The 20,700-nt window shown below is 70.9% G+C and carries 16 protein-coding genes and 2 pseudogenes; 11 read left to right on the forward strand and 7 right to left on the reverse strand.

Features of this window, described 5'->3' with window-relative positions; genetic code table 11:
• Positions 1-20: 20 nt before the first annotated feature.
• From E4191_RS21680 to E4191_RS21725, 10 genes and pseudogenes are all read left to right on the forward strand, one after another.
• Positions 21-1,256: an NRAMP family divalent metal transporter gene (locus E4191_RS21680; protein WP_139616405.1), complete on the forward strand. Its 1,236-nt coding sequence runs from the start codon at positions 21-23 to the stop codon at positions 1,254-1,256.
• Between the two features lie 9 nt (positions 1,257-1,265).
• Positions 1,266-2,026, forward strand: a pseudogene (locus E4191_RS21685) (LamB/YcsF family protein).
• Positions 2,026-3,584: pseudogene (locus E4191_RS21690) on the forward strand (5-oxoprolinase subunit B/C family protein). The pseudogenes E4191_RS21685 and E4191_RS21690 overlap by 1 nt, the downstream one beginning before the upstream one ends.
• A 16-nt stretch (positions 3,585-3,600) precedes the next feature.
• Positions 3,601-5,325, forward strand: a complete 1,725-nt coding sequence (locus E4191_RS21695; RefSeq protein WP_139616461.1) for an acetyl/propionyl/methylcrotonyl-CoA carboxylase subunit alpha — start codon at positions 3,601-3,603, stop codon at positions 5,323-5,325.
• A gap of 89 nt (positions 5,326-5,414) precedes the next feature.
• Entirely contained in the window at positions 5,415-5,639 is a 225-nt protein-coding gene (locus E4191_RS21700; protein ID WP_135817684.1) for a hypothetical protein, read from the forward strand.
• 108 nt (positions 5,640-5,747) lie between these two features.
• Complete coding sequence (treZ, locus tag E4191_RS21705) at positions 5,748-7,466, forward strand: malto-oligosyltrehalose trehalohydrolase (protein WP_139616406.1); 1,719 nt, start codon at positions 5,748-5,750, stop codon at positions 7,464-7,466.
• A complete protein-coding gene (treY, locus tag E4191_RS21710) occupies positions 7,463-9,736 on the forward strand; it encodes a malto-oligosyltrehalose synthase (protein WP_139616407.1) in 2,274 nt (757 codons plus the stop codon). Before treZ ends, treY begins: the two co-directional genes overlap by 4 nt.
• Positions 9,737-9,842: 106 nt before the next feature.
• Positions 9,843-11,015, forward strand: a complete 1,173-nt coding sequence (locus tag E4191_RS21715) for a sugar phosphate nucleotidyltransferase (protein ID WP_228461898.1) — start codon at positions 9,843-9,845, stop codon at positions 11,013-11,015.
• Entirely contained in the window at positions 11,008-13,083 is a 2,076-nt protein-coding gene (gene glgX / locus E4191_RS21720; protein ID WP_139616408.1) for a glycogen debranching protein GlgX, read from the forward strand. The genes E4191_RS21715 and glgX overlap by 8 nt, the downstream gene beginning before the upstream one ends.
• A gap of 37 nt (positions 13,084-13,120) precedes the next feature.
• Complete coding sequence (locus E4191_RS21725; protein ID WP_228461899.1) at positions 13,121-13,462, forward strand: DUF2934 domain-containing protein; 342 nt, start codon at positions 13,121-13,123, stop codon at positions 13,460-13,462.
• Positions 13,463-13,538: 76 nt separating this feature from the next.
• On the opposite strand, the gene E4191_RS21730 is transcribed toward E4191_RS21725, so the two are convergent.
• From E4191_RS21730 to E4191_RS21760, 7 genes are all read right to left on the reverse strand, one after another.
• The gene (locus tag E4191_RS21730; protein ID WP_139616410.1) at positions 13,539-14,384 is read right to left on the reverse strand and encodes an SMP-30/gluconolactonase/LRE family protein; all 846 of its coding nucleotides are present in this window, start codon (positions 14,382-14,384) and stop codon (positions 13,539-13,541) included.
• A complete protein-coding gene (locus E4191_RS21735; protein ID WP_139616411.1) occupies positions 14,381-14,986 on the reverse strand; it encodes a 2-dehydro-3-deoxy-6-phosphogalactonate aldolase in 606 nt (201 codons plus the stop codon). Before E4191_RS21735 ends, E4191_RS21730 begins: the two co-directional genes overlap by 4 nt.
• 24 nt (positions 14,987-15,010) lie before the next feature.
• The gene (locus tag E4191_RS21740) at positions 15,011-15,901 is read right to left on the reverse strand and encodes a 2-dehydro-3-deoxygalactonokinase (RefSeq protein WP_139616412.1); all 891 of its coding nucleotides are present in this window, start codon (positions 15,899-15,901) and stop codon (positions 15,011-15,013) included.
• 75 nt (positions 15,902-15,976) lie between these two features.
• Positions 15,977-16,750 (reverse strand): hypothetical protein, encoded by a 774-nt coding sequence (locus E4191_RS21745; protein ID WP_139616413.1) that lies wholly within the window; start codon positions 16,748-16,750, stop codon positions 15,977-15,979.
• 9 nt (positions 16,751-16,759) lie between these two features.
• The gene (locus E4191_RS21750) at positions 16,760-18,193 is read right to left on the reverse strand and encodes a dihydrolipoyl dehydrogenase (RefSeq protein ID WP_139616414.1); all 1,434 of its coding nucleotides are present in this window, start codon (positions 18,191-18,193) and stop codon (positions 16,760-16,762) included.
• A 180-nt stretch (positions 18,194-18,373) separates the two neighbouring features.
• Positions 18,374-19,132 (reverse strand): anti-sigma factor, encoded by a 759-nt coding sequence (locus E4191_RS21755; RefSeq protein ID WP_139616415.1) that lies wholly within the window; start codon positions 19,130-19,132, stop codon positions 18,374-18,376.
• Entirely contained in the window at positions 19,129-19,683 is a 555-nt protein-coding gene (locus tag E4191_RS21760) for a sigma-70 family RNA polymerase sigma factor (protein ID WP_228461900.1), read from the reverse strand. The genes E4191_RS21755 and E4191_RS21760 overlap by 4 nt, the downstream gene beginning before the upstream one ends.
• A 183-nt stretch (positions 19,684-19,866) precedes the next feature.
• Here E4191_RS21760 and E4191_RS21765 point away from each other — a divergent pair, with 183 nt between their 5' ends.
• Entirely contained in the window at positions 19,867-20,649 is a 783-nt protein-coding gene (locus E4191_RS21765; RefSeq protein WP_139616416.1) for a DUF4394 domain-containing protein, read from the forward strand.
• The last annotated feature ends 51 nt before the right edge of the window (positions 20,650-20,700 follow it).

A 20,700-nucleotide genomic window follows, 5' to 3' on the forward strand; every position in this document is an offset into this window, starting at 1 on the left:
CCAACCGACGAGGTCCTGCCATGCCCACACCATCCCCTGCCCCCTCGGTGGCGGCAGTCAGCCTTCGCGGAGGGTTGCTGGCGGCGATCTTCCTGATGGCCACCTCGGCCATCGGGCCGGGCTTCATCACCCAGACCGCCAGCTTCACCGCGCGGATGGGATCGGCCTTCGCCTTCGCGATCCTCGCCTCGATCCTGATCGACTTCGTGGTGCAGCTGAACATCTGGCGCATCACCGCGCTGACCGGACGGCGCGCGTCCGAGACGGCCAATGCCGCGATCCCCGGGGCGGGCTATCTGCTGACCGCGCTGGTGGTGATCGGCGGCCTGGCCTTCAACGTCGGCAACATCGCGGGCGGCGGGCTGGGGCTGAACGCGATGGTCGGGCTGGACCCCAAGATCGGCGGCGCGATCAGCGCGGCGCTGGCCATCGGCATCTTCCTGTCGCGGCAGGCGGGCCTGCTGCTGGACCGGATGATCATCGGGCTGGGGATCGTGATGATCCTGCTGGTGCTGTTCGTGGCGCTGCAATCCAACCCGCCGGTGGGCGAGGCTTTGCGTCAGTCGGTCTGGCCCGATTACATCGACTTTGCCGCGATCACCACCATCGTGGGCGGCACGGTCGGCGGCTACATCACCTATTCCGGCGCGCACCGCCTGCTGGACAAGGGCCTGACCGGAGAGCGTCACCTGCCCGCCGTCACCCGCGCAGCGTTAACGGGAATCGCGGTCACGGGCGTCATGCGCTTCGTGCTGTTCCTGGCGATCCTGGGGGTCGTGGCATCCGGCGTGACGCTGGATCTGTCGAGCCAGGCCGCGAACCCGGCGGCGCAGGCCTTCCAGGCGGCGGCGGGCGATTGGGGGATGCGCGTCTTCGGCGTGGTCCTGTGGGCGGCGGCGCTGACCTCGGTCATCGGGGCGGCCTATACCTCGGTCAGCTTCCTCGACGTGATGGGGGTGCGCAGCGACGCGGCCCGCAGCCGCGCGACGGTGGTCTTCATCGCCTTCTCGCTGGCGGTCTATCTGTCCTTGGGCACCGCGCCCGCCGCGATCCTGGTCTTCGTGGGCGGGTTCAACGGGTTGATCCTGCCGATCGGACTGACGATCTTCACCTATATCGGCTATGCCCGGTCCGACCTGATGGGCGGGCACCGCTACAACCGGGTGCTGCTGGCGCTTGGCGCCATCGTCTGCGCGCTGACCTGGTACATGGGCGCGCGGTCGGTCAGCACCATCTTTGCCTTTCTGGGCACGTAAGGAGGCCGCATGCAGATCGACCTGAACAGCGACCTGGGCGAGGGCTATGGCGCCTGGACCCTGGGCGACGACGCCGCGATGCTGGACATCGTCAGTTCCGCCAACGTGGCCTGCGGCTTTCACGCGGGCGATCCGCGCGGGCTGCTGGAGACGCTGCGGCAAGCGGCGGCGCGCGGCGTCGCGGTGGGGGCGCATGTCAGCTATCCCGACCGCGTGGGCTTTGGCCGCCGCGCGATGGACGTGGCGTCGGACGAGCTGACGGCGGACGTCATCTATCAGATCGGCGGGCTGCAGGGCTTGGCCCGGGCGGCGGGCACGCGGGTGACCTATGTGAAACCGCACGGGCGCGCTCTACAACACCATCGCCGATGATGCGCGGCAGGCGGATGCGGTGATCGCGGGCGTGCTGGCCGCGGATCCGGCGCTGGTGCTGATGGGGCTGGCGGGCGCCCCGGTGCTGGAGCGTGCGCGGGCGGCGGGCCTGCGCGTGGTGGCCGAGGCCTTCGCCGACCGCGCCTATACGGCGGCGGGGGCGCTGGTCTCGCGCCGCCAGCCGGGCGCGGTGCTGCACGAATCCGGATCTGGTCGCGGCGCGGATGGTCCGGCTGGCCACCGAGGGCGTGATCGATGCCCAGGACGGCAGCACCCTGACCTTGCGGGTCGACAGCCTCTGCGTGCATGGCGACAGCCCCGGCGCGGTGGCGATGGCGGCTGCCGTGCGCAGGGCGCTGAGCGATCGAGGCGTCACCGTCGCAAGTTTCGCGCCGTGATGCGGGTCCTACCTGTCGGGCCGCGCTGCCTGCTGGTGGAACTGGCCGATCTGGAGGCCACGCTGGCCCTGTTCGACGCGCTGGCCGCCGATCCGCTGCCCGGCGTGACCGAGATCGTGCCCGCCGCCCGCACCCTGATGATCCGTACCGCGCCGGGCGTGGCCGCCGATGCGGGCCTTGCCCGCGCACTGCGCGCCCGCCAGCCCGCCCCGGGCACCGCCCCCGCCCCCCGCGCCACCGAGACGGTCGAGATCCCGGTGACCTATGACGGCGAGGATCTGGACGAGGTCGCGCGCCTGATGGGCCTCACTGTCGCCGAGGTGATCGCCGCCCATCGGGACGCCGCTGTGGCAGGTGGCCTTCTGCGGCTTTGCGCCGGGCTTCGCCTATATGACCTGCGAGGATGCGCGCTTCGATCTGCCGCGCCGGTCGGCGCCGGCGCACGCGCATCCCGGCGGGCTCGGTCGCGCTGGCGGGGCGGTTCTGCGGCATCTATCCGCAGGAAAGCGCCGGGCGGCTGGCAGCTGATCGGGCGGTCCGAGCTGCCGATGTTCGACCTGACCCGCGATCCCCCCGCGCTGCTGCGCCCCGGCGTGCGGGCGCGCTTCGTGGAAGGCGGCGCCAAGGTCCATCCGGCTGCTGTCCCCCCCAAGCGCCTTGCGCAGGGGCTGCGCGTCGTGCGGACGGCCTTTCCGATCCTTCTGCAGGATGCCGGGCGGATGGGGCAGACGGGGCAGGGGGTCAGCGGCCTCGGGCGCGCTGGATCAGGGCGCGCTGCGCCGGGCCAATCGTCGCGGTGGGCAACCCGGCGGGGGTGGCGGCGCTGGAGATCACGCTTGGCCCCGTCACCCTGCGGGCCGAGGCGCCGCTGGTGTTGGCCCTGTCCGGCGCGGCCCAAGCCGAGGTCGCGGGCCACCCCGTCGCGCCGGGGGCGGCCTTCGCGCTGGATGCGGGCGACGAGGTGCGGATCGCCGCCCCGACGAAAGGCATGCGCAGCTATCTGGCCCTGCGCGGCGGTATCAAAGTGGACCCGGTGCTGGGATCTGCCTCGACCGACACGCTGGCCCATATCGGCCCGCCCGCGCTCGTGGCGGGCGACGCTCTCGTCCCGGCCCATCGCCCCGCAGGCGCGGTAACCGATCCCGGCCCCGCGCCCGACTTTCCGGCGGCGGGCGATCTGGTCACGCTGCCCGTGGTCCTGGGGCCGCGCACCGACTGGTTCGCGCCCGAGATGGTCGACCGCTTTCTGGCGCAGGACTGGCAGGTCACGGCCCAATCCTCCCGCGTGGGCATCCGGCTGGCGGGCGATCCGATCACCCGCGACGGGGCCGAGCTGCCAAGCGAAGGCACCGCGACCGGCGCCATCCAGATCCCGCATTCCGGCCAGCCGGTGCTGTTTCTGGCCGATCACCCTCTGACCGGGGGCTATCCCGTCATCGCCACGCTGCATCCCGACGCGCTGGACCTGGCGGGCCAGCTGCCCCCCGGCACGCGCATCCGCTTTGCGGCCCGTGCCGCCTTTGCCCCCATCGACCCGGAGGACCCCCGTGTTCCTTGACACCCCACTGACGCCCATCCGCCGCATCCTGATCGCCAATCGCGGAGAGATCGCGCTGCGCGTCATCCGTGCCTGTGCCGACGAAGGGATCGCCTCGATCGCCGTCTATGCCGATCCCGACCGCGACGCGCCCTTCGTGCGGCTGGCCGACGAGGCCTGGCCGCTGGAAGGCTCCAGCCCCTCCCGGACCTATCTGGATGCGGGCAAGATCCTGGCCATCGCGGCCCGGGCCAAGGCCGACGCGATCCATCCGGGCTACGGCTTCCTGTCCGAGAATGCGGATTTCGCCCGCGCCGTGCAGCAGGCCGGGCTGATCTGGATCGGCCCCGATTCGGACGTGATCGACGCGCTTGGCGACAAGATCCGCGCGCGCGAGATCGCGCAGGCCGTGGGCGCGCCGCTGGTCGCGGGCAGCCCCGGGCCGGTCGCCAGCGGGGCCGAGGCGCTGGCCTTTGCCCGCAACCACGGGCTGCCCATCGCCATCAAGGCGGCCTTCGGCGGCGGCGGGCGCGGCATGAAGGTCGCGTGGGATCTGGACGAGGTCGAGGAGCTGTTCGACAGCGCGACCCGAGAGGCCGTGACCGCCTTCGGGCGCGGCGAATGCTATGTGGAGCAGTTCCTGGACCGCCCCCGCCATATCGAGGCGCAGGTCCTGGGCGACCGCCACGGCACCGTCCGCGTGCTGGGCACCCGCGACTGTTCCCTGCAGCGCCGCAACCAGAAACTGGTCGAGGAGGCCCCCGCGCCGTTCCTCACCGACGACCAGCGCGCCCGCATCCATGACAGCGCGCGGGCGATCTGCGCCCATGCCGGCTACAGCGGGGCGGGGACGGTCGAATTCCTCCTGGCGTCAGACGGCAAGATCAGCTTCCTCGAAGTGAACACAAGGCTGCAGGTCGAACATCCGGTGACCGAGGAGACGACCGGCATCGACATCGTCCGCGCGATGATCCGCGTGGCGCAGGGAGCGCGGCTGGCCCCGGGCTGCGTGCCCGAGCCCCAAGGCCATGCCATCGAGTTCCGCATCAATGCCGAGGATCCGGGGCGCGGCTTCCTGCCCACGCCGGGGCCGATCACGCTGTGGTCCCCGCCCGGCGGCATCGGCATCCGGCTGGACAGTGGCGTGGAACAGGGCGGCCAGGTCGCGGGCCAGTTCGATTCGATGATGGCCAAGCTGATCGTGCATGGTCCCGACCGCGCCACCGCCCTTGCCCGCGCGCGGCGGGCGCTGCGCGAGTTCCGGATCGAGGGCGTGGCCTCTGTCCTGCCCTTCCACCGCGCGGTGCTGGAGGCGCCGGAGTTCACGACCGACTTCGCCGTCCACACCCGCTGGATCGAGACGGATTTCGCCGACCGCCTGGCCGCCGCCGCGGGCCCCGCGCCGCGCGTCACGCCCGGTCCAGACGGCCCGATGATCCGCTTCGCCATCGAGATCGACGGCCGCCGCCATGACATCGCCCTGCCGCCGGGCATGCTGGCCGCCGCCGCGCCGGGCGTCGCGCCCAAGGCCCCCGATGCCGCGCCCGACACGGTACCCGCCCCGGTCGCGGGCACGCTGTCGCTGTGGCAGGTCGCGGATGGCGCCGAGGTCGCGGCGGGCCAGGTCATCGCCATCGTCGAGGCGATGAAGATGGAGACCCGGGTCGAGGCCCCCCATGCCGGGCGCCTGACCCGCCTGGCCGCCGAGGGCGACATGCTGGCCCAGGACGCCCCCCTGGCCCGCATCGACCGCCCGAAGTGACGCAAAAGGACAGGTTTTGCAGACTGTTCAGGGATGCCCGGCGCCGCTAGATTGACGTCGTATAAATGTAGGCGTTTCCCGAGGTTATCATGATTCACCCGACCGCCCCCGAGTGTGGCGAGCCCTCGCCCGTCCTCGCGCGGGCCAGTTTCACCTTGGCGATGTTGCAGAACCTGGTCGTCATCTTCGAGGCCGCAGCCGAGAACCACCCCATCGTCATCGAGATGACCGCGGGCGAGGTCTGGGCGGTCACCCCCGACGGAACGCGCCTGTCGATCGGCGTCACGACCCTGCCGCCGCCGACGGATGCCTGAATAACGACCCCCGCGGCTGCTTTTTATCAGATCGGGGGAACGCCCGACGCTCCCGCTCATTGAGCAGCGGCACCCGTGACCGGGGCCGCAGCCGCAAGGGAGCATCGAATGACGCGCAGCAGCTATTGGGGACCCGTCCGCGGGACGGACGGATGGACCTTCCGGCTGTGGGCACCGCGCGCCGCCACGGTCGACCTGTTGATCGACCAGGCGGCCTTGCCGATGGCGCAAGGGCAGGACGGGCTGTGGTCGCTGGACCATGCCGCCACGCCCGGCGCCACCTATCGCTTCCGCGTCGACGGCCAAGAGATGCCCGACCCCGCCAGCCGTCTGCAGGCGGGCGGCGTCAGCGATGCCTCGGTCCTGCTGGATTCGCCGCCGCCGCGCGACTGGCCGGGCCGTGACTGGTCCGAGGCGGTGATCTATGAACTGCATGTCGGCACCTTCACCCCCGAGGGCACGCTGACCGCCGCCACCGGGCATCTGGCGCATCTGGCCGCCTTGGGCTTCACCGCGATCCAGCTGATGCCGGTGGGCCAGTTCCCGGGCGACCGGGGCTGGGGCTATGACGGCGTGCTGCCCTTCGCGCCCCATCCCGCCTATGGCAGCCCGGGCGATCTGCGCCGCTTGGTCGAGGCCGCGCATCGCGAGGGGCTGATGGTCATCCTGGATCTGGTGATGAACCATTTCGGCCCCGAGGGCGCTTGGCTGCACCATTCCTCGCCCGACTTCTTCGACGAGGGCCGCCAGACCCCCTGGGGCGCGGCCATCAACTTCGACCGGCCGCAGGTGCGCGACTTCTGGTCCTCCTGCGCGCTGCACTGGCTGGAGGCCTATGGCATTGACGGGCTGCGGCTGGACGCGGTCCACCAGATCGCCGGGCCGGGGGCCGATGCCTTCATGGCCGATCTGGCCACCCAGGTGCATGCCCTGCAGCCCCGCCGCCACCTGATCACCGAGGACGAGCGCAACATCCCCGACCTGCGCGAGGCGGGCTATGACGCGACTTGGAACGACGATTTCCATCATGCGGTCCATGTCGCGCTGACCGGCGAATCCGACAGCTATTACGCGCCCTTCGCCGCCGATCCGGTGAGCGATCTGGCGCTGGCCCTGCAGCGCGGCCATGTCGAGGAGGGCCAGCCCCGCCCGCCCCGCGACGAGCTGCGCGGCGCCCCCTGCGGCCACCTGCACCCGGTGACCTTCGTGAATTCGACCCAGACCCACGATCAGGTCGGCAACCGCGCGCAGGGCGACCGCCTGCTGGCGCTGGCCGACCCGCAGGCTGTCGCTGCGGTCTATGGGCTGCTGCTGGTCGCGCCCTTCATCCCGATGGTCTTCATGGGCGAGGAACGTGGCGAGACCGCGCCCTTCCAGTTCTTCGCCGATTTTACCGGCGATCTGGCGGCGGCGGTCCGCAAGGGCCGGGCGGCCGAGTTCGCGGGGATCGCCGCGCTTGGCGACGCGGTGCCCGACCCGCTGTCGCCCGACACGATGGCCCGGTCGCGCCTTGGCTGGGCCGAGGACGACCGCGCCCGCGACTGGATGGCACTGACCCGCCGCGCGCTGGACTTCCGCGCCGCCCATGTCGTGCCGCTGCTGAAAAGCGGCATGCCTGAGACCTCGGTGACCCGCGACGGCCCCGGCCTGATCCGCGCAACTTGGCGCTTTCCGGCGGGCGGGCTGACCCTGTCGCTGGCCCTGGGCCAGACCGACCCCGCGCCCTTGGCGGATGCCGATTTCAGCGTCGGCGCGCCTGACGCCTCTCATTCCCTGACCGTGAAGGCGCTGCCTTCGGCCCCCCTCTCCCAGAAAGACCCTGCATGACCCCGCGCATCCCGACTGCCACCAGCCGCATCCAGCTGCGCGAGGGGTTCGACTTCGCGGCCCTGTCCGAGCGTCTGGACCAGATCGCCGATCTGGGCGTCACGCATCTGTACCTGTCGCCGATCTTCACGGCGACCGAGGGCTCGACCCACGGCTATGACATCACCGACCCGAGCGAGATCGACCCCGCGCTTGGCGGGCGTCGCGGCTTCGACCGGCTGGCGCGGCAGGCGCAGGCCAAGGGTCTGGGCATCATCCTGGACATCGTCCCGAACCACACCGCCTTCTCGGTCCAGAACCCCTGGCTGGCGGATGTGCTGGCGCATGGCCGGTCCAGCATGCGCGCCCGGCATTTCGACATCGACTGGCAGGCCGGGCCGCTGGTGCTGCCGTGGCTGCCCGAACCCTTCGAGAAGATGCTGCTGGGCGGCGCCTTCAAGGTCCGCGACGGGCAGTGGCAGTTCAACGGCATGTCCCTGCCGCTGTCGCCGGGCTCCGACACGACCTCGGACCTGCGCGCGCTGCACGAGGCGCAGAACTGGCGTCTGGTCCATTACGCGATGGAGCGGGATTCGATCACCCATCGCCGCTTCTTCAACGTCACCGACCTGATCGGCATGCGGGTCGAGGACCAGCGCGTCTTCGACGACACCCATGCGCTGATCATCGATCTGGTGCGCGGGGGGCAGGTGCAGGGGCTGCGCGTCGACCATGTCGACGGTCTGGCCGATCCCGCGGGCTATCTGGACCGGCTGGCGCGCGCCCTGCCCGTCACCCCCATCTGGATCGAGAAGATCCTGACCGGCGACGAGATCCTGCCCGAGGGCTGGCAGACCGTCGGCACCACCGGCTACGAGGCCGGGCGGCTGATCTCGCGCATGCTGACGCCTCAGGCGGGCCTGGACGATCTGGACGGCATCTGGCGTGAGGCCACCGGCGAGACCTCGGACTTCCACAGCGCCCTCATCCGCGCCAAGCACGACGTGCTGGACAACGAACTGGCCGCCGAGCGGCGGCAGCTGGCGCAGATGGCGGGGCAGGCGATGGCCGGATCGGTCGAGGCCGAGCCCGGCCCCGAGATGCTGCGCGAGGCGGTCACCGCCCTGCTGGTCGCGATGCCCTGCTATCGCAGCTATGTCATCCGCGACGGCGCGGGCGAGCATGACCGCGCGATGATCGGCCGCGTGGCGGACGAGGCGGCGGCGACCCTGCGCCATGACGAGGTGCTGCGCGCGCTGGCCGCGATCTGGACCGATCCGGCCAACCATGCGCAGATGGATTTCGTGACCCGGCTTCAGCAGGTCTCGGGCGCGCTGCTGGCCAAGGCGCAGGAGGATACGGCGGGCTTCCGCTGGACCCGCTACCTGCCCGGCAACGAGGTGGGGGCCGAGCCCGACGAGGCGACCGTGACCGCCGAGGATGCGACGAAGACGCTGAACCGCCGCCGCCCCGGCGACATGGTGCTGACCTCGTCCCATGACAGCAAGCGCTCCGAGGATGCGCGCGCCCGCCTGATCGCGGCCAGCCACCTGCCGCAGGATCTGGGCGCGCTGGACCAGGCCGCCGCCGCCATGTCCGCGGCCAAGGACGTGCCGCCCGCCTGGCGCTGGTACATGGTCCAGTCCGCCCTGGCGCTGCATGGCGCGGACGAGGCGCCCGAGCGTCTGGCCCGCCACGTGCAGAAGGCCATGCGCGAGGCCAAGGAGGACAGCTTCTGGACCAATCCCGACGAGGCGCTGGAAGAGCGCGTCGCGGCTCTGGGTGCCGCGCTGCTGGCCGAATGGGAGGGCACGCCGCCCGAGGCGCTGACCCGGCTTCTGGACCGGTCGCAGGCGCTGGTGCTGATGCAGCTTCTGCTCAAGATGATCATGCCGGGCTTTCCCGACATCTATCAGGGCACGCAGGACCTGTTCCTGGCGCTGACCGATCCCGACAACCGCCGCCCGCCCGATTGGGACGGGCTGGCGATGATCGGGGACCGCGATGATCTGGGCAGCCTCAAGGCGCAGTGGACGCGGAGCCTCTTGCAGATGCGCCAAGCCGAGGCGGACCTGCTGCGCGACGCCACCTCCGAGGCACGGATCGACGCGGCGGGCGTCTCGCTGATTCGGCGTCTGGACAGCCGCCGCCTGATCGCGCGGCTGGACCTGCCGGACGCCCCGGGCGACGATCTGCCGCAGGGCGAGACGCTGCTGGACTGGACCGGGCCGGATGGCTGCCGAGTGCGTCTGGTTGACGCCAAATCGGGCAGGGGCCGGGCTGATATTTGACGGCCCCGGGAACATCCTGAGCGCGAGTTGGTTCGGCAAGGACCAGCCCGCGTCGCGTCCCCGTGCCGCCCGCGCGGCACCACCCCCGAAGCCAGAGGAGCCGCCCGTGTCCGTTCTTCCTCCCCATCCGCCGGGCACGCCCGCCATGCCCCTGCGCGCGCCGATGACGCCCCGCGCGACCCCCGCGCCGGACATGGCGACGCTGCTTCTGGCGGGGGGCAAGGGCACGCGGCTGCACGATCTGACCGCGCGCGACAGCAAGCCCGCCGTGCCCTTCGCCGGGTCGAACCGGATCATCGACTTCGCCATGGCGAACGCGGTGCGCTCGGGGCTGCGGCGGATGCTGGTCGCCACGCAATACGCGCCGCGCAGCCTGCATCACCACCTTCCCACCCGGTGGGGCCACCGGTTCGAGCCGCGCGGATTGCAGACCCGCGACGGACGCGACCTGTACCAGGGCACCGCCGATGCCGCCCGCCGCTGCTGGGCGCCGATCGAGGCGATGGGCGGCGATCAGGTGCTGATCCTGGCCGCCGACCATGTCTATGACATGGATTACGGCGCGCTTCCGGCCGCGCACCGCGCCTCGGGCGCGGCGGTGACGGTCGCGGTCGACACCGTGCCGCGCGCCGAGGCGACCGAGTTCGGCGTCATGCAGGCCGATGCGACGGGGCGCATCCTGTCCTTTCGCGAAAAACCGGCCGATCCCGCGGGCATGATCGGCGATCCAGATCGGACGTTGGTGTCGATGGGCATCTACGTCTTCGATCGCCGCTGGCTACGGGCGGCGCTGTTCGACCGTCCCGCCCCGGCGATGGATTTCGGCCATGACGTCATTCCCGATGCCGTGACCCAGGGGCAGGCCGCCGTCTGGCAGCTGCCCGCCGGGCCCTCGGGCAAGGCCTACTGGCGCGACGTCGGCACGCTGGACGCGCTGCGCCGCGCGCAGCTGGACTTCATCGAGACCCCGCCCGCGCGCCTGCCCTTCGCCTGCCCCGTCACGGACTGGTATCTGGGGCAGGGCAGCATCGCCATGCCCGGGGCCGTCGTGCCGCAGGGCGCCCGCCTGACCAACAGCCTGGTCGCGCCCGGAACGCAGGTCCCCGCCGGACTTGTCACCGGCGACGACCCGGACGAGGATGCCCGCTGGTTCACCCGCACCGATGCGGGTACAGTTCTGATAACCCAAGCGATGCTGGACCGCCGTGCGGCACATGCCCATATCCGGCGCTCGGTCACATCGCCCGCCCCTTTCAAACGTCGAGGACTTCATGCGTGATCAGACCCCCCCTTCCTTTGATGCCAGCCAGGCCCGATCCGATATTCTCGGGGCCGAATACGTGGGCGAGGGGACGAATTTCGCACTGTTTTCCGACCACGCCACCAAGGTCGAGCTGTGCCTGTTCGACGAGACGGGGCAGGAAGAACTGCACCGCCTGACCCTGCCCGACATGGAGGGCGGCGTCTGGTTCGGATACCTGCCCGACATCCTGCCGGGCCAGGTCTACGGCTATCGCGTCCACGGCCCCTACGAGCCCGAGAACGGCCACCGCTTCAACCCCAACAAGCTGCTGCTGGACCCCTATGCCCGCGAGTTGCGCGGCGAGATCATCTGGGACGACGCGCTGCACGGCTATACCATCGGCGAGGACGACCTGTCCTTCGACACCCGTGACAGCGCGCCCTTCATGCCCAAGGGCGTGGTCGTGGACAGCCGCTTTGACTGGGACACCGAGCGCGCGCTGCGCACGCCCTGGACCGACACGGTGATCTACGAGGCCCATGTGAAGGGCATGACGCAGGCGCATCCCGACGTCCCCGAGGAGTTGCGCGGCACCTTCCGCGGCCTCGTGAGCGAGCCGATCATCAGCCACCTGCAGAAGATCGGCGTGACCACGGTCGAACTGCTGCCGATCCACGCCTATGCCAACGACCGCTATCTGGTCGAGAAGGACCTGTCGAACTACTGGGGCTATTCGACCCTGTCCTTCTTCGCGCCGCATGCGCCCTATCTGAAGACGGGCCAGATCCGCGAAGTGAAGGAGGCCATCCGCCGCTTCCACAAGGCGGGGATCGAGGTCATCCTGGACGTGGTCTTCAACCACACCTGCGAGGGCTCGGAACTGGGCCAGACCCTGTCCTTCCGCGGCATCGACAATGCCAGCTACTACCTGCTGTCGGACGACAAGCGCCACAGCTTCGACACCACCGGCACGGGCAACACCCTGAACGTCGCGCATCCGATGGTGCTGCGCATGGTCATGGACAGCCTGCGCTATTGGGTGCAGTCCATGCATGTGGACGGCTTCCGCTTCGACCTGGCCTCGACTCTGGGGCGCGAGACCGAAGGCTTCGAGCGCGACGGCAGCTTCTTCAACGCGATCCGCCAGGACCCGGTCCTGTCGGGCATCAAGCTGATCGCCGAGCCTTGGGACGTGGGCGACGGCGGCTATCAGGTCGGCGGCTATCGCTGGCCCTTCCGCGAGTGGAACGACCAGTTCCGCGACGACACCCGCGCCTTCTGGCGCCGCGACCCGGGCATGCTGGGCGCAATCAGCGAGCGTCTGTCGGGATCGCCCGTGCAGTTCAACCACAGCCACCGCCCCGCGACCAGCTCGGTCAACTTCGTGGCGGCGCATGACGGCTTCACGCTGTGGGACACGGTCAGCTACAACGACAAGCACAACGACGCCAATGGCGAGGACAACCGCGACGGCCACGGGCACAACCTGTCCGACAACATGGGCGCCGAGGGTCCGACCGAGGACGCTGCCATCGACACGGCCCGCCTGCGCCGCGTGCGCGGCATGCTGGCGACGGTCTTCCTGTCGCAGGGCGTGCCGATGATCCTGGCCGGCGACGAGCTGGGCAACAGCCAGGACGGCAACAACAACGCCTACTGCCAGGACAATGCGATCAGCTGGCTGGACTGGGACGCCGCCCGCGCCGATGTGCGCGACGCGGTGGTGGCACTGGCCGCCTTCCGGACCGAGACGGGGCTGGCCTCGACCCGCTTCGCCAGCACCGCCGAGGATGCGATCGAGGGCCATCCGATCAGCCGCTGGCTGCATCCGCGCGGCGAGGCGATGCAGGAGGGCGACTGGTCCGACGGCGAGCAGCGCGCCCTGGGCCTGCTGCTAGAGCCCGTCTCGGGCGGTGAGGTCCTGATCGTGATGAATGCGGGCGACGACACCGAGTTCGCCCTGCCCGAGGGCGAGTGGTGCCTGCGCATCGACACCGCACGTGACGACGTCGCCTGCAGCGAGATCATCTCGGGGACGTTGCCCCTGGGTTGGCAAAGCGTGGCCGCGCTGACGCGCGTGGTCCCGTCCTCCGGCGCGCATTGACGCGCCGGACAGAGTTCAAGAAAAAATGGAGGACAAGATGATGGACGACCGCACACCCGACCGGAACGAGGCGATCCGCAGCCGCGCGCACGAGATCTGGGAGAGCGAAGGCTGCCCCGAGGGCCGCGAGGCCGAGCATTGGGCCCGCGCCGAGGCGGAACTGTTCGCGACCGACGAGGGCGGCGCCCTGTCGGACACGGCGGCGGAGACCGGGACCATGCACGAGGCGATGCCCGATGCCTCGGGATCTGACGCGATGACGGCGGATGCGGCACCCGATGCCTCGGCCGAGGATGCGTCGGGGCTGGCTTCGACAGGGGACAATGCGCTTGGCGCCAAGCCCGCCCGCAAGCCGCGCCGCAAGCCTGCTGCCAAGTAGGTTCAGAACCAAGCCGAACGGAAACGGCGCGCGACCCTGCCCGGGGTCGCGCGCCGTCTTCGTTCGGCCGCCTTGTTCAGCCCAGGATCACCCGATGCTCCGCCTGGCCCTTGGCACCCGATGCGACGGCGAAGGTGCAGCCGTCCTCGGGCGTCGGGGCGTCCAGGCCGACCTTGGCCGAGGTGACGAACAGCGTCGTCAGATCGGCGCCCCCGAAGCCGGGGCACGTCGTCTGCACCGCCGGCAGGTCGATGGCCCGGTCGAAGCGTCCCTGCCGGTCATGGCGCGCCACCCGGCCCGCGCCCCATTGCGCCACCCACAGCCCGCCCTCGGCATCGATGACCGCGCCATCGGGATTGAGACCCTCGGCGCCGAGGTCGATGAAGACCTGCGGATCGCCCTTGGGCCAACCCTGCGCGTCCAGCGCCACGCGCCAGATCACCCCCAGATCCGTATCGGCGAAATGCGCCAGATCGCCGCCGGGCGCGAAGCAGATCGCATTGCTGATGGTGATGTCCTCGAACAGGCGCCGCAACTCGCCCTTGTAGTAGCGCCAGATCGAGCCCGCGCCCGCCTGACCCTCCATCCCCATCGTGCCGATCCAGAAGCCGCCCTGCGGATCGGCCCGCCCGTCATTCGAGCGGGTCAGCGGGTTGTCGGCCTCCAGCGGCACCAGCAGCTGGCGCGAGCCGTCGGCCAGACCGACCAGCGACAGCGCCCGGCTGGAGGCGACCAGCAGGTGGTCGCGGTCCACGATCCCGGCGGCCGAGACATGGTCGTCGAAATCCCAATGCTGCCGGGCGCCGTCGAGCGGCTTGAGATACATCCGCTTGCTCAGGATATCGAACCAGATCACCGCGCGGCGGTCGGAATGCCACAGGACGCCTTCGCCCAGATCGCAGGCTGTGTCGTCAAAGATCATGCTGCCACCTCGTCCCATGCGACCACCAGAGCGCGCGCGCGTTCCGACACCGTATCCGCATCGTCGCCGGGCCGATAGAGCGCCGAGCCGATCCCCAGCCCCGCCGCCCCCGCCTGATGCCAGTCCCCCATCGTCGCGGCCGAGACGCCGCCCACCGCCCAGAGCGCGGTGTCCGGCGGCAGCACCGCCTGCATCGCGCGCAGGCCCGCGGGGCCGATCAACTCTCCGGGGAACAGCTTCAACGCGGTGGCCCCGGCGGCCAGCGCGGCGAAGGCCTCGGTCGGGGTCATCACGCCGGGATAGCTGTCCATCCCGGCGGCCACGGTTGCGCGGATCACGGCCGGGTCGCAATTGGGCGACAGGACCATGCGCCCGCCCGCCTGCGACACCGCCGCGACCTGATCGGGATGCAGCACCGTGCCGGCGCCGATCCGCGCCCGGTCCCCGAACTCGCGCACCATCGCCGCGATGCTGTCCAGCGGATCCGGAGAGTTCAGCGGCACCTCCAGCCGGGTGATGCCGGCGACGATCAGGGCCTGCGCGATGGCCGGAGCCTCGGCCGGGGTCAGGCCGCGCAGGATGGCGATGAGGGGTCGGGACATGGGACGGATCCTTGCGGTCGGAGGTCAGGCGGGATCGAGGACGGACCGGTGCGCGGCGGTCAGCCCCGCAAGCGTCGCATCCCGGTCGGACATGCGCGACACGGGCACGCCTTGGGCGGCCAGCGCATCGGCGTAAAGCTGAGACAGGGCGGGGGCGCCGATCACGGTCACCTCGCAGCCCAGCCACCACGGCCGGGCGGCGGCCAGTTCCCACCCGATCAGCGTGCCCGACAACCGCGCCCGCGCCACGGCCGGGTCCAGCCCCGACAGCAGCGATTCCGCACGCAGCTGGAACAGCCCGCCATAGCCGCGCTCGGGCCGCGCCATCGCATCCGAGACGGCGGCCAAGAAGGCCTGCGGATCACCCTCGCCCTCACCCTCGCCCAGGGAATGGCGCAGCACCGAATGCCCGGCGATCAGGGCGAACAGCTCTCCGGTCATGAAGGTCTTGAAGTTGCAGATCTCGCGGGCCGAGATGCGGACCCATTTCGTATGGGTGCCGGGCAGGCAGGCGATGCCGTCGAAATCGGGTGTCAGCGCCAGAAGCCCCGCGATCTGCGTCTCTTCGCCGCGCATCACATCGGCAGGGCTGTCCTGCCGCAGGCCCGCCGCGATCCGCACGGGCCGCCCGCCGGGATCGCCGGGCACCGGGATCAGCTGCGGCACGGCGGGGCAGGGCACGGGGATGTAGGGCGCCTCGACCCAGCCCTGGCGCGATCCGACCATGCCGCAGGCGATCACCGGAACGGCGGGCCAGCCCGCCGTCGCCTCGGCCAGCACGGGGGCGAAGTCCTGCGGCGCCAACCCGCCCATGCCGCGATCGAAGGTCCGGGCCTCGACGATGCTGCGCCCGGACATGGCCCAGAGCCGCAGGTTCGTCGTGCCCCAATCGGCGGCGATCCAGTCTATCGTCATGCAGTCCCCCCGGTCCCGGGTCCATCTGTGCGGGAAGGCGGCGCGCAGGGCAAGCCCCTCGCCCGCAGGCCCTCCTCAGTCGCTGCGCGCCTCGGCGCGGGCCAGCTTGTCCTCGACCCGGCGGAAGGCGGCCAGCAGCTCGTCGCTGAACTGCCCCGGCGCGAACTCCCGCAGGCCCGAATGCGCGGCGCAGAGCCAGCGCAGATCGCGGGTCTTCGCGGCCAGCCCGTGCAGCCAGTCGCGGAAATCGCGCACCGCGCCCACGCGCGGCAGCAGCGCCTGCGGCAGCGTGGGGTGCAGGAAGACGCGCGGTTCGGGGAACAAGCGGCGCAGCAGGCCCGGCACCGGCATCAGGTTGATCGTGTCGTCGACATGCAGGGTCCGGCTGGCGGGATGCCACGCCAGCAGCGATCCCGCATGGACCTTGGAATTGCGGCTGACATAGTCGATGCCGCGCGGCAGCAGGAATTCCAGATCCGGCGCAAACATCTGCGCCACTTCGGGGCTTTCCACGGGTTCGGACCGCCAGTCCAGATCTGGATGGCGCAGCCGGTGACGATGCGAGCCAAACAGCGCGGCACCGGGGAAGTCGCGGGCGATGGCCGCGCAATGCAGGGTGTGGAACGGATGCAGGTTCAGGACGGCCCGCACCTCGCGCCCCTGGCCTGTCAGCTCCATGACCGCCTGCCGCACCGCGCCGCGCAGGGGATAGCTGTCCAATATCGCGAAGCCGCCCGAGGACAGGCGTACCAGCGCCGCCTGCGTGCCCACGTTCAGCACGCCGCCGATGCGCAGATCGCCGCGGATCGTCCAGAAGTCTGCGCCCAGATCGCGGATCGCCTCGGTCATGGGCGGGCCTCACGCATTGCGGGCACCACCCGCCGAGGCCTGGCGGTCGGCCTCGGGCAGCCTGACCTGACGGCAGATCTGGTTCAACGCGCCCTTGAGCCCCTCTTCCAGCGTCGGGTGGTAGAAGGGCAGCAGCAGCATGTCGGCCGCGGTGGTGCCGGACTGCACCGCCCAGACCAGAAGATGCGACAGATGCTCGGCCCCGGGGCAGCACAGCTCGGCCCCGGTCAGGCGGCCCTGTGGGTCGGCGTAAAGGACGACCAGCCCCTCGGCCCGCGCCTCGGCCCGGGCGCGGCCCTGATCGGAATAGTCGCTGCGCGCGATGATCGTGTCGTCGCCGGGCGCGTCGCCCACCTGCGCCAGCGGCGGATCGGTGAAGGTCAGGGTGAAGGGCGTGCTGCGATGCCCGGGCCGCACGCGCGGATGGCAGGCGGCGTTGCGCCCGGCGATCTCGCCCTCGGTCGAGGCCTCGTGCAGCAGCGGCACATCGGCATCGGCGTCGCCCGCGATGAAGATGGCACTGCCGCCGCAGCGCATCGTGTCGCGGTCGAAGACCGGCGTGCCGTGTTCGTCCAGATCCAGTCCCGACGCCGCCAGATCCAGATCGTCCAGCAGGGGCGCCCGGCCCGTCGCGACCAGAACGTGGCTGAAGACCGCATGGCCTTCGCTGTCGCCGCTCCAGTCGAGGCGGATGCCCTGCGGATCGGCGCGGGCCTCAGTGTCGACGCCCAGGCACAGGGTCAGGTCGCGGCCGACGGCGCGGGACAGCGCGTCGTGGATGTCATCCTCGCGCGCCTTGCCAAGCCGCGTCTCGTGGTCGAACAGCGTCACCGCGACGCCGAGGCGCCCCATGGCCTGCGCCAGTTCCAGACCGATGGGACCGCCGCCGATCACCGCCAGGCTGTCGGGCAGATCAGGCAGCTCGAACAGCGTCTCGTTGGTCAGGATGCGCGGGCCCAGATCGCGGAAGGGCGCCGGCACGACCGCGGCCGAGCCGGTCGCGATGACCACGGCCTTGGCCTCGACCCGGCGTCCGTCCTCCAGCATCAGGGTCGCAGGCCCGGTGAAGCGGGCGCGCCCGGTGATGGCCGTGTCGGGGGGCAGGTCGTCGAAGCTTTCGCGCGTGAACTCGACGAAGCGGTCGCGTTCCTCGCGCAGTCGCGCCATCACGGCGGGACCGTCGATCTGCACCGATCCGGACTGCACGCCGAAGACCGGCGCGCGGCGTGCATCATGGGCCGCGCGCGCCGCGACGATCAGCAGCTTGGAGGGCATGCAGCCAGTATTGGCGCAGAGCGTGCCGCGAAACTCGGGGTCGATCAGCAGGGTGCGGGCGCCATGTTCGCGGGCCGACCGTTCGGCGGCGATGCCGGCGGTGCCGGCGCCGATGACGGCCACATCGCAGATCAGGTCGGGGCGGGCGGCCTCGGGCAGATCACGCATGGGCCACCGCCACGCAGGCCAAGGATGGATGCCGGGCGAGACCGCCTGCGTGAACGGAACGGAGAGGTGCGCGGATCATCCGGATGGCCTTTGGGGTTGTTCACAGCCACAACCGGCCCGCCCCCCGCGCGTTCCCTGCCGCGCCATCACGCGCGCGTGTGCCGCCCGCAGCGCCGCCCGTCAGGTGCCCTGCGCGGCTGCTAGTCCTTTGGCGATGATCGGACCCGTCGGGCGCCCGGTGGGCGATCCGCCCTCGGGCTCCAGCGTGATCTCGTAGAGCTGCGCGTCCGTGGGGCGGGGCAGGTCGGGACCGGCCAGGCGCGCGGCACTTGGCCCCTCCAGCACGCCAAGCGAGCGTGGCCCCATCTCGGCCGAGGGCAGCGTCCAGGCCTGGATCGAGAAGCCCTGCGGCACCTCGACATCCGAGACGAAGCGGATCTGCGCGGTCTCGTCGCCGTAATCCTCGATCACCGCGCGGGGCAGGCCCTGATCGTCCAAGAGCACGGCGACCACCTGCGGCGCGGGCGCGGGCTGCAACCCGGCGCCGCCAAGGCCAAGCGCGACGCCCAGGACCAGCGCCGCCGCCAGCCCCGCCAGCCAGCGGCGCGGGGCGGAGGGCAGGTTGGCGGGCTGCGCCGGGCGCATCGTCGGATCGCCCGACAGCCCGGGCGGGACCGCGGCGGGCGCCAGATCCTGCGCGGCGTCCTGCGGGGTCTCGGCAAGCTGCAAACGCAGCCGGTCCGCGAAGCCCTGGGGCAGGGGCAGCGGGGTCGCGGACTGGTCCAAAGGCAGCAGCTGGTCGCGCAGGCGGGCCACCTGGGCGGCCAGTGCCGGGTCGCGGACCATCAGCGCCTCGAACAGCTGCGCCTCGGCCGGGGTCAGCAGGCCCAGGGCATGGTCGTCGGCATGGCCGGTCAGGTCGTCCTGAAGCGGGTTCATGACAGGCACTCCCTCAGCGAGGCCAGCCCGCGCCGGATCCAAGATTTCGCTGTGCCGAGCGGCACGCCCTGCCGGGCCGAGATCTCGCCATGGCTGTAGCCCGCGACATGGGCCAGAAGGATCGCGCGGCGGCTTGGATCGTCCAGCGTGTCCAGGCATTCGCCAAGCCGCCCGGTCCCGGCCAGCAGCTTCCAGTCGTCATCGGGCTGCAGGTCCTGGCGGGCCTCCTGCATGCGGGTCAGGTCCTCGGGGGACAGGCTGGCCAGCCGCTTGTCGTCGCGCAGGATGGTCAGGCAGCGGTTGCGCAGCACGGCATAGATCCAGCCGCGCGCCGATCCGCCCGCCCGGTCCTGCTGGGGCGCCTTGCGCCAGACCTGCACCATCGCATCCTGCAGCGCCTCCTCGGCCAGGTCGTGACGGCCCAGGATGCGATAGGCCACGCCCAGAAGCTGCGGCCCCTCGTGCTGCAGGATGACGTCGATCCCCTCGGGGCGACCTTCGGCGCAGGCGTCCAGCGCCTGTTCCAGATGGCGTCTTGGCTGATCGTTCACGATGTCCCCCCGGCGTGTCGCGGCCATCCTGACCCGAAGCCGCCATGGGGGAAACCCCGTCCCGGGCCGAAGCGAAGATTTTTTGATTTTTTCTGCATCCGGTTGTGCGGATGCCGCGTCATCGGGTCAAGGGACGGCGAAACCGCCGCCCGCCACAGGAACCCGAACGGAAAGGAACACCCCATGTTTCGCATCACCGCCGTCTCCGCCTCTGCACTCGCCCTTTCGGTCGCCACGGCCGCTGCCGCCACCGGTGTCGGCCTGACCGACGACCGCACGCTGGTCATGTTCGACACCGAGACGCTGGAGGTCACCGGCACGATGGAGGTCGAGGGCGTCGACCGCCTGCTGGGCATCGACCTGCGCCCGTCGAACAACACGCTGGTCGGCGTCACCGACGACATGCGCATCGTGACGATCGACCCCGCCACGGGCGCCGCCACCGACCTGTCCACGATGGACACCCCCCTCGAGGTCGGCGACATGCCGGTGATCGTGGACTTCAACCCGATGGCCGACCGCCTGCGCTTCATGACCGGCACCACGAACCATCGCGTGAACGTGGACACCGGCGAGGTCACCGTCGACGGCAGCCTGAACTGGACGCCCGAGGACGAGAATTCCGAAGCCGCCCCGATGATCGCCGCCGCCGCCTACATCAACAGCTACGGCACCCCCGAGGCGACCGCGATGTACAACATCGACGCGGGCCTGGGCGCGCTGCTGCAGCAGACCGCCCCCAATGACGGCACGCTGGCGACCATCGGCATGCTGAACGTCGAGGATGCGGGCGAGGCGATGGCCTTCGACGTGCAGACGGACGACCAAGGCGTGAACATGGCCTGGCTGATCACGAACAACATCATTCACTCGGTCGATCTGGAGACCGGCGCGGCCACCGCCGCCGGCGAGATCACCGGGGTCGAGGGAGAGATCCGCGACCTGACCGTGATGCCCGCGATGTAAGTTGCGGGCTGTGGCCCGGGCCGCGTGGCCCGGGACTGTTTGACCAGTTCA

Origin of the sequence: Paracoccus liaowanqingii (assembly GCF_004683865.2) — a bacterium.
In the GTDB taxonomy this organism is placed as follows: Bacteria; Pseudomonadota; Alphaproteobacteria; order Rhodobacterales; family Rhodobacteraceae; genus Paracoccus; species Paracoccus liaowanqingii.

Coding starts and splice junctions, on each gene's coding strand:
- E4191_RS21680 (WP_139616405.1), top strand. CDS start 21: ATGCCCACACCATCCCCTGCCCCCTCGGTGGCGGCAGTCAGCCTTCGC.
- E4191_RS21700 (WP_135817684.1), top strand. CDS start 5,415: ATGATTCACCCGACCGCCCCCGAGTGTGGCGAGCCCTCGCCCGTCCTC.
- treZ (WP_139616406.1), top strand. CDS start 5,748: ATGACGCGCAGCAGCTATTGGGGACCCGTCCGCGGGACGGACGGATGG.
- treY (WP_139616407.1), top strand. CDS start 7,463: ATGACCCCGCGCATCCCGACTGCCACCAGCCGCATCCAGCTGCGCGAG.
- glgX (WP_139616408.1), top strand. CDS start 11,008: ATGCGTGATCAGACCCCCCCTTCCTTTGATGCCAGCCAGGCCCGATCC.
- E4191_RS21725 (WP_228461899.1), top strand. CDS start 13,121: ATGATGGACGACCGCACACCCGACCGGAACGAGGCGATCCGCAGCCGC.
- E4191_RS21730 (WP_139616410.1), bottom strand. CDS start 14,384: ATGATCTTTGACGACACAGCCTGCGATCTGGGCGAAGGCGTCCTGTGG.
- E4191_RS21735 (WP_139616411.1), bottom strand. CDS start 14,986: ATGTCCCGACCCCTCATCGCCATCCTGCGCGGCCTGACCCCGGCCGAG.
- E4191_RS21740 (WP_139616412.1), bottom strand. CDS start 15,901: ATGACGATAGACTGGATCGCCGCCGATTGGGGCACGACGAACCTGCGG.
- E4191_RS21745 (WP_139616413.1), bottom strand. CDS start 16,750: ATGACCGAGGCGATCCGCGATCTGGGCGCAGACTTCTGGACGATCCGC.
- E4191_RS21750 (WP_139616414.1), bottom strand. CDS start 18,193: ATGCGTGATCTGCCCGAGGCCGCCCGCCCCGACCTGATCTGCGATGTG.
- E4191_RS21755 (WP_139616415.1), bottom strand. CDS start 19,132: ATGAACCCGCTTCAGGACGACCTGACCGGCCATGCCGACGACCATGCC.
- E4191_RS21765 (WP_139616416.1), top strand. CDS start 19,867: ATGTTTCGCATCACCGCCGTCTCCGCCTCTGCACTCGCCCTTTCGGTC.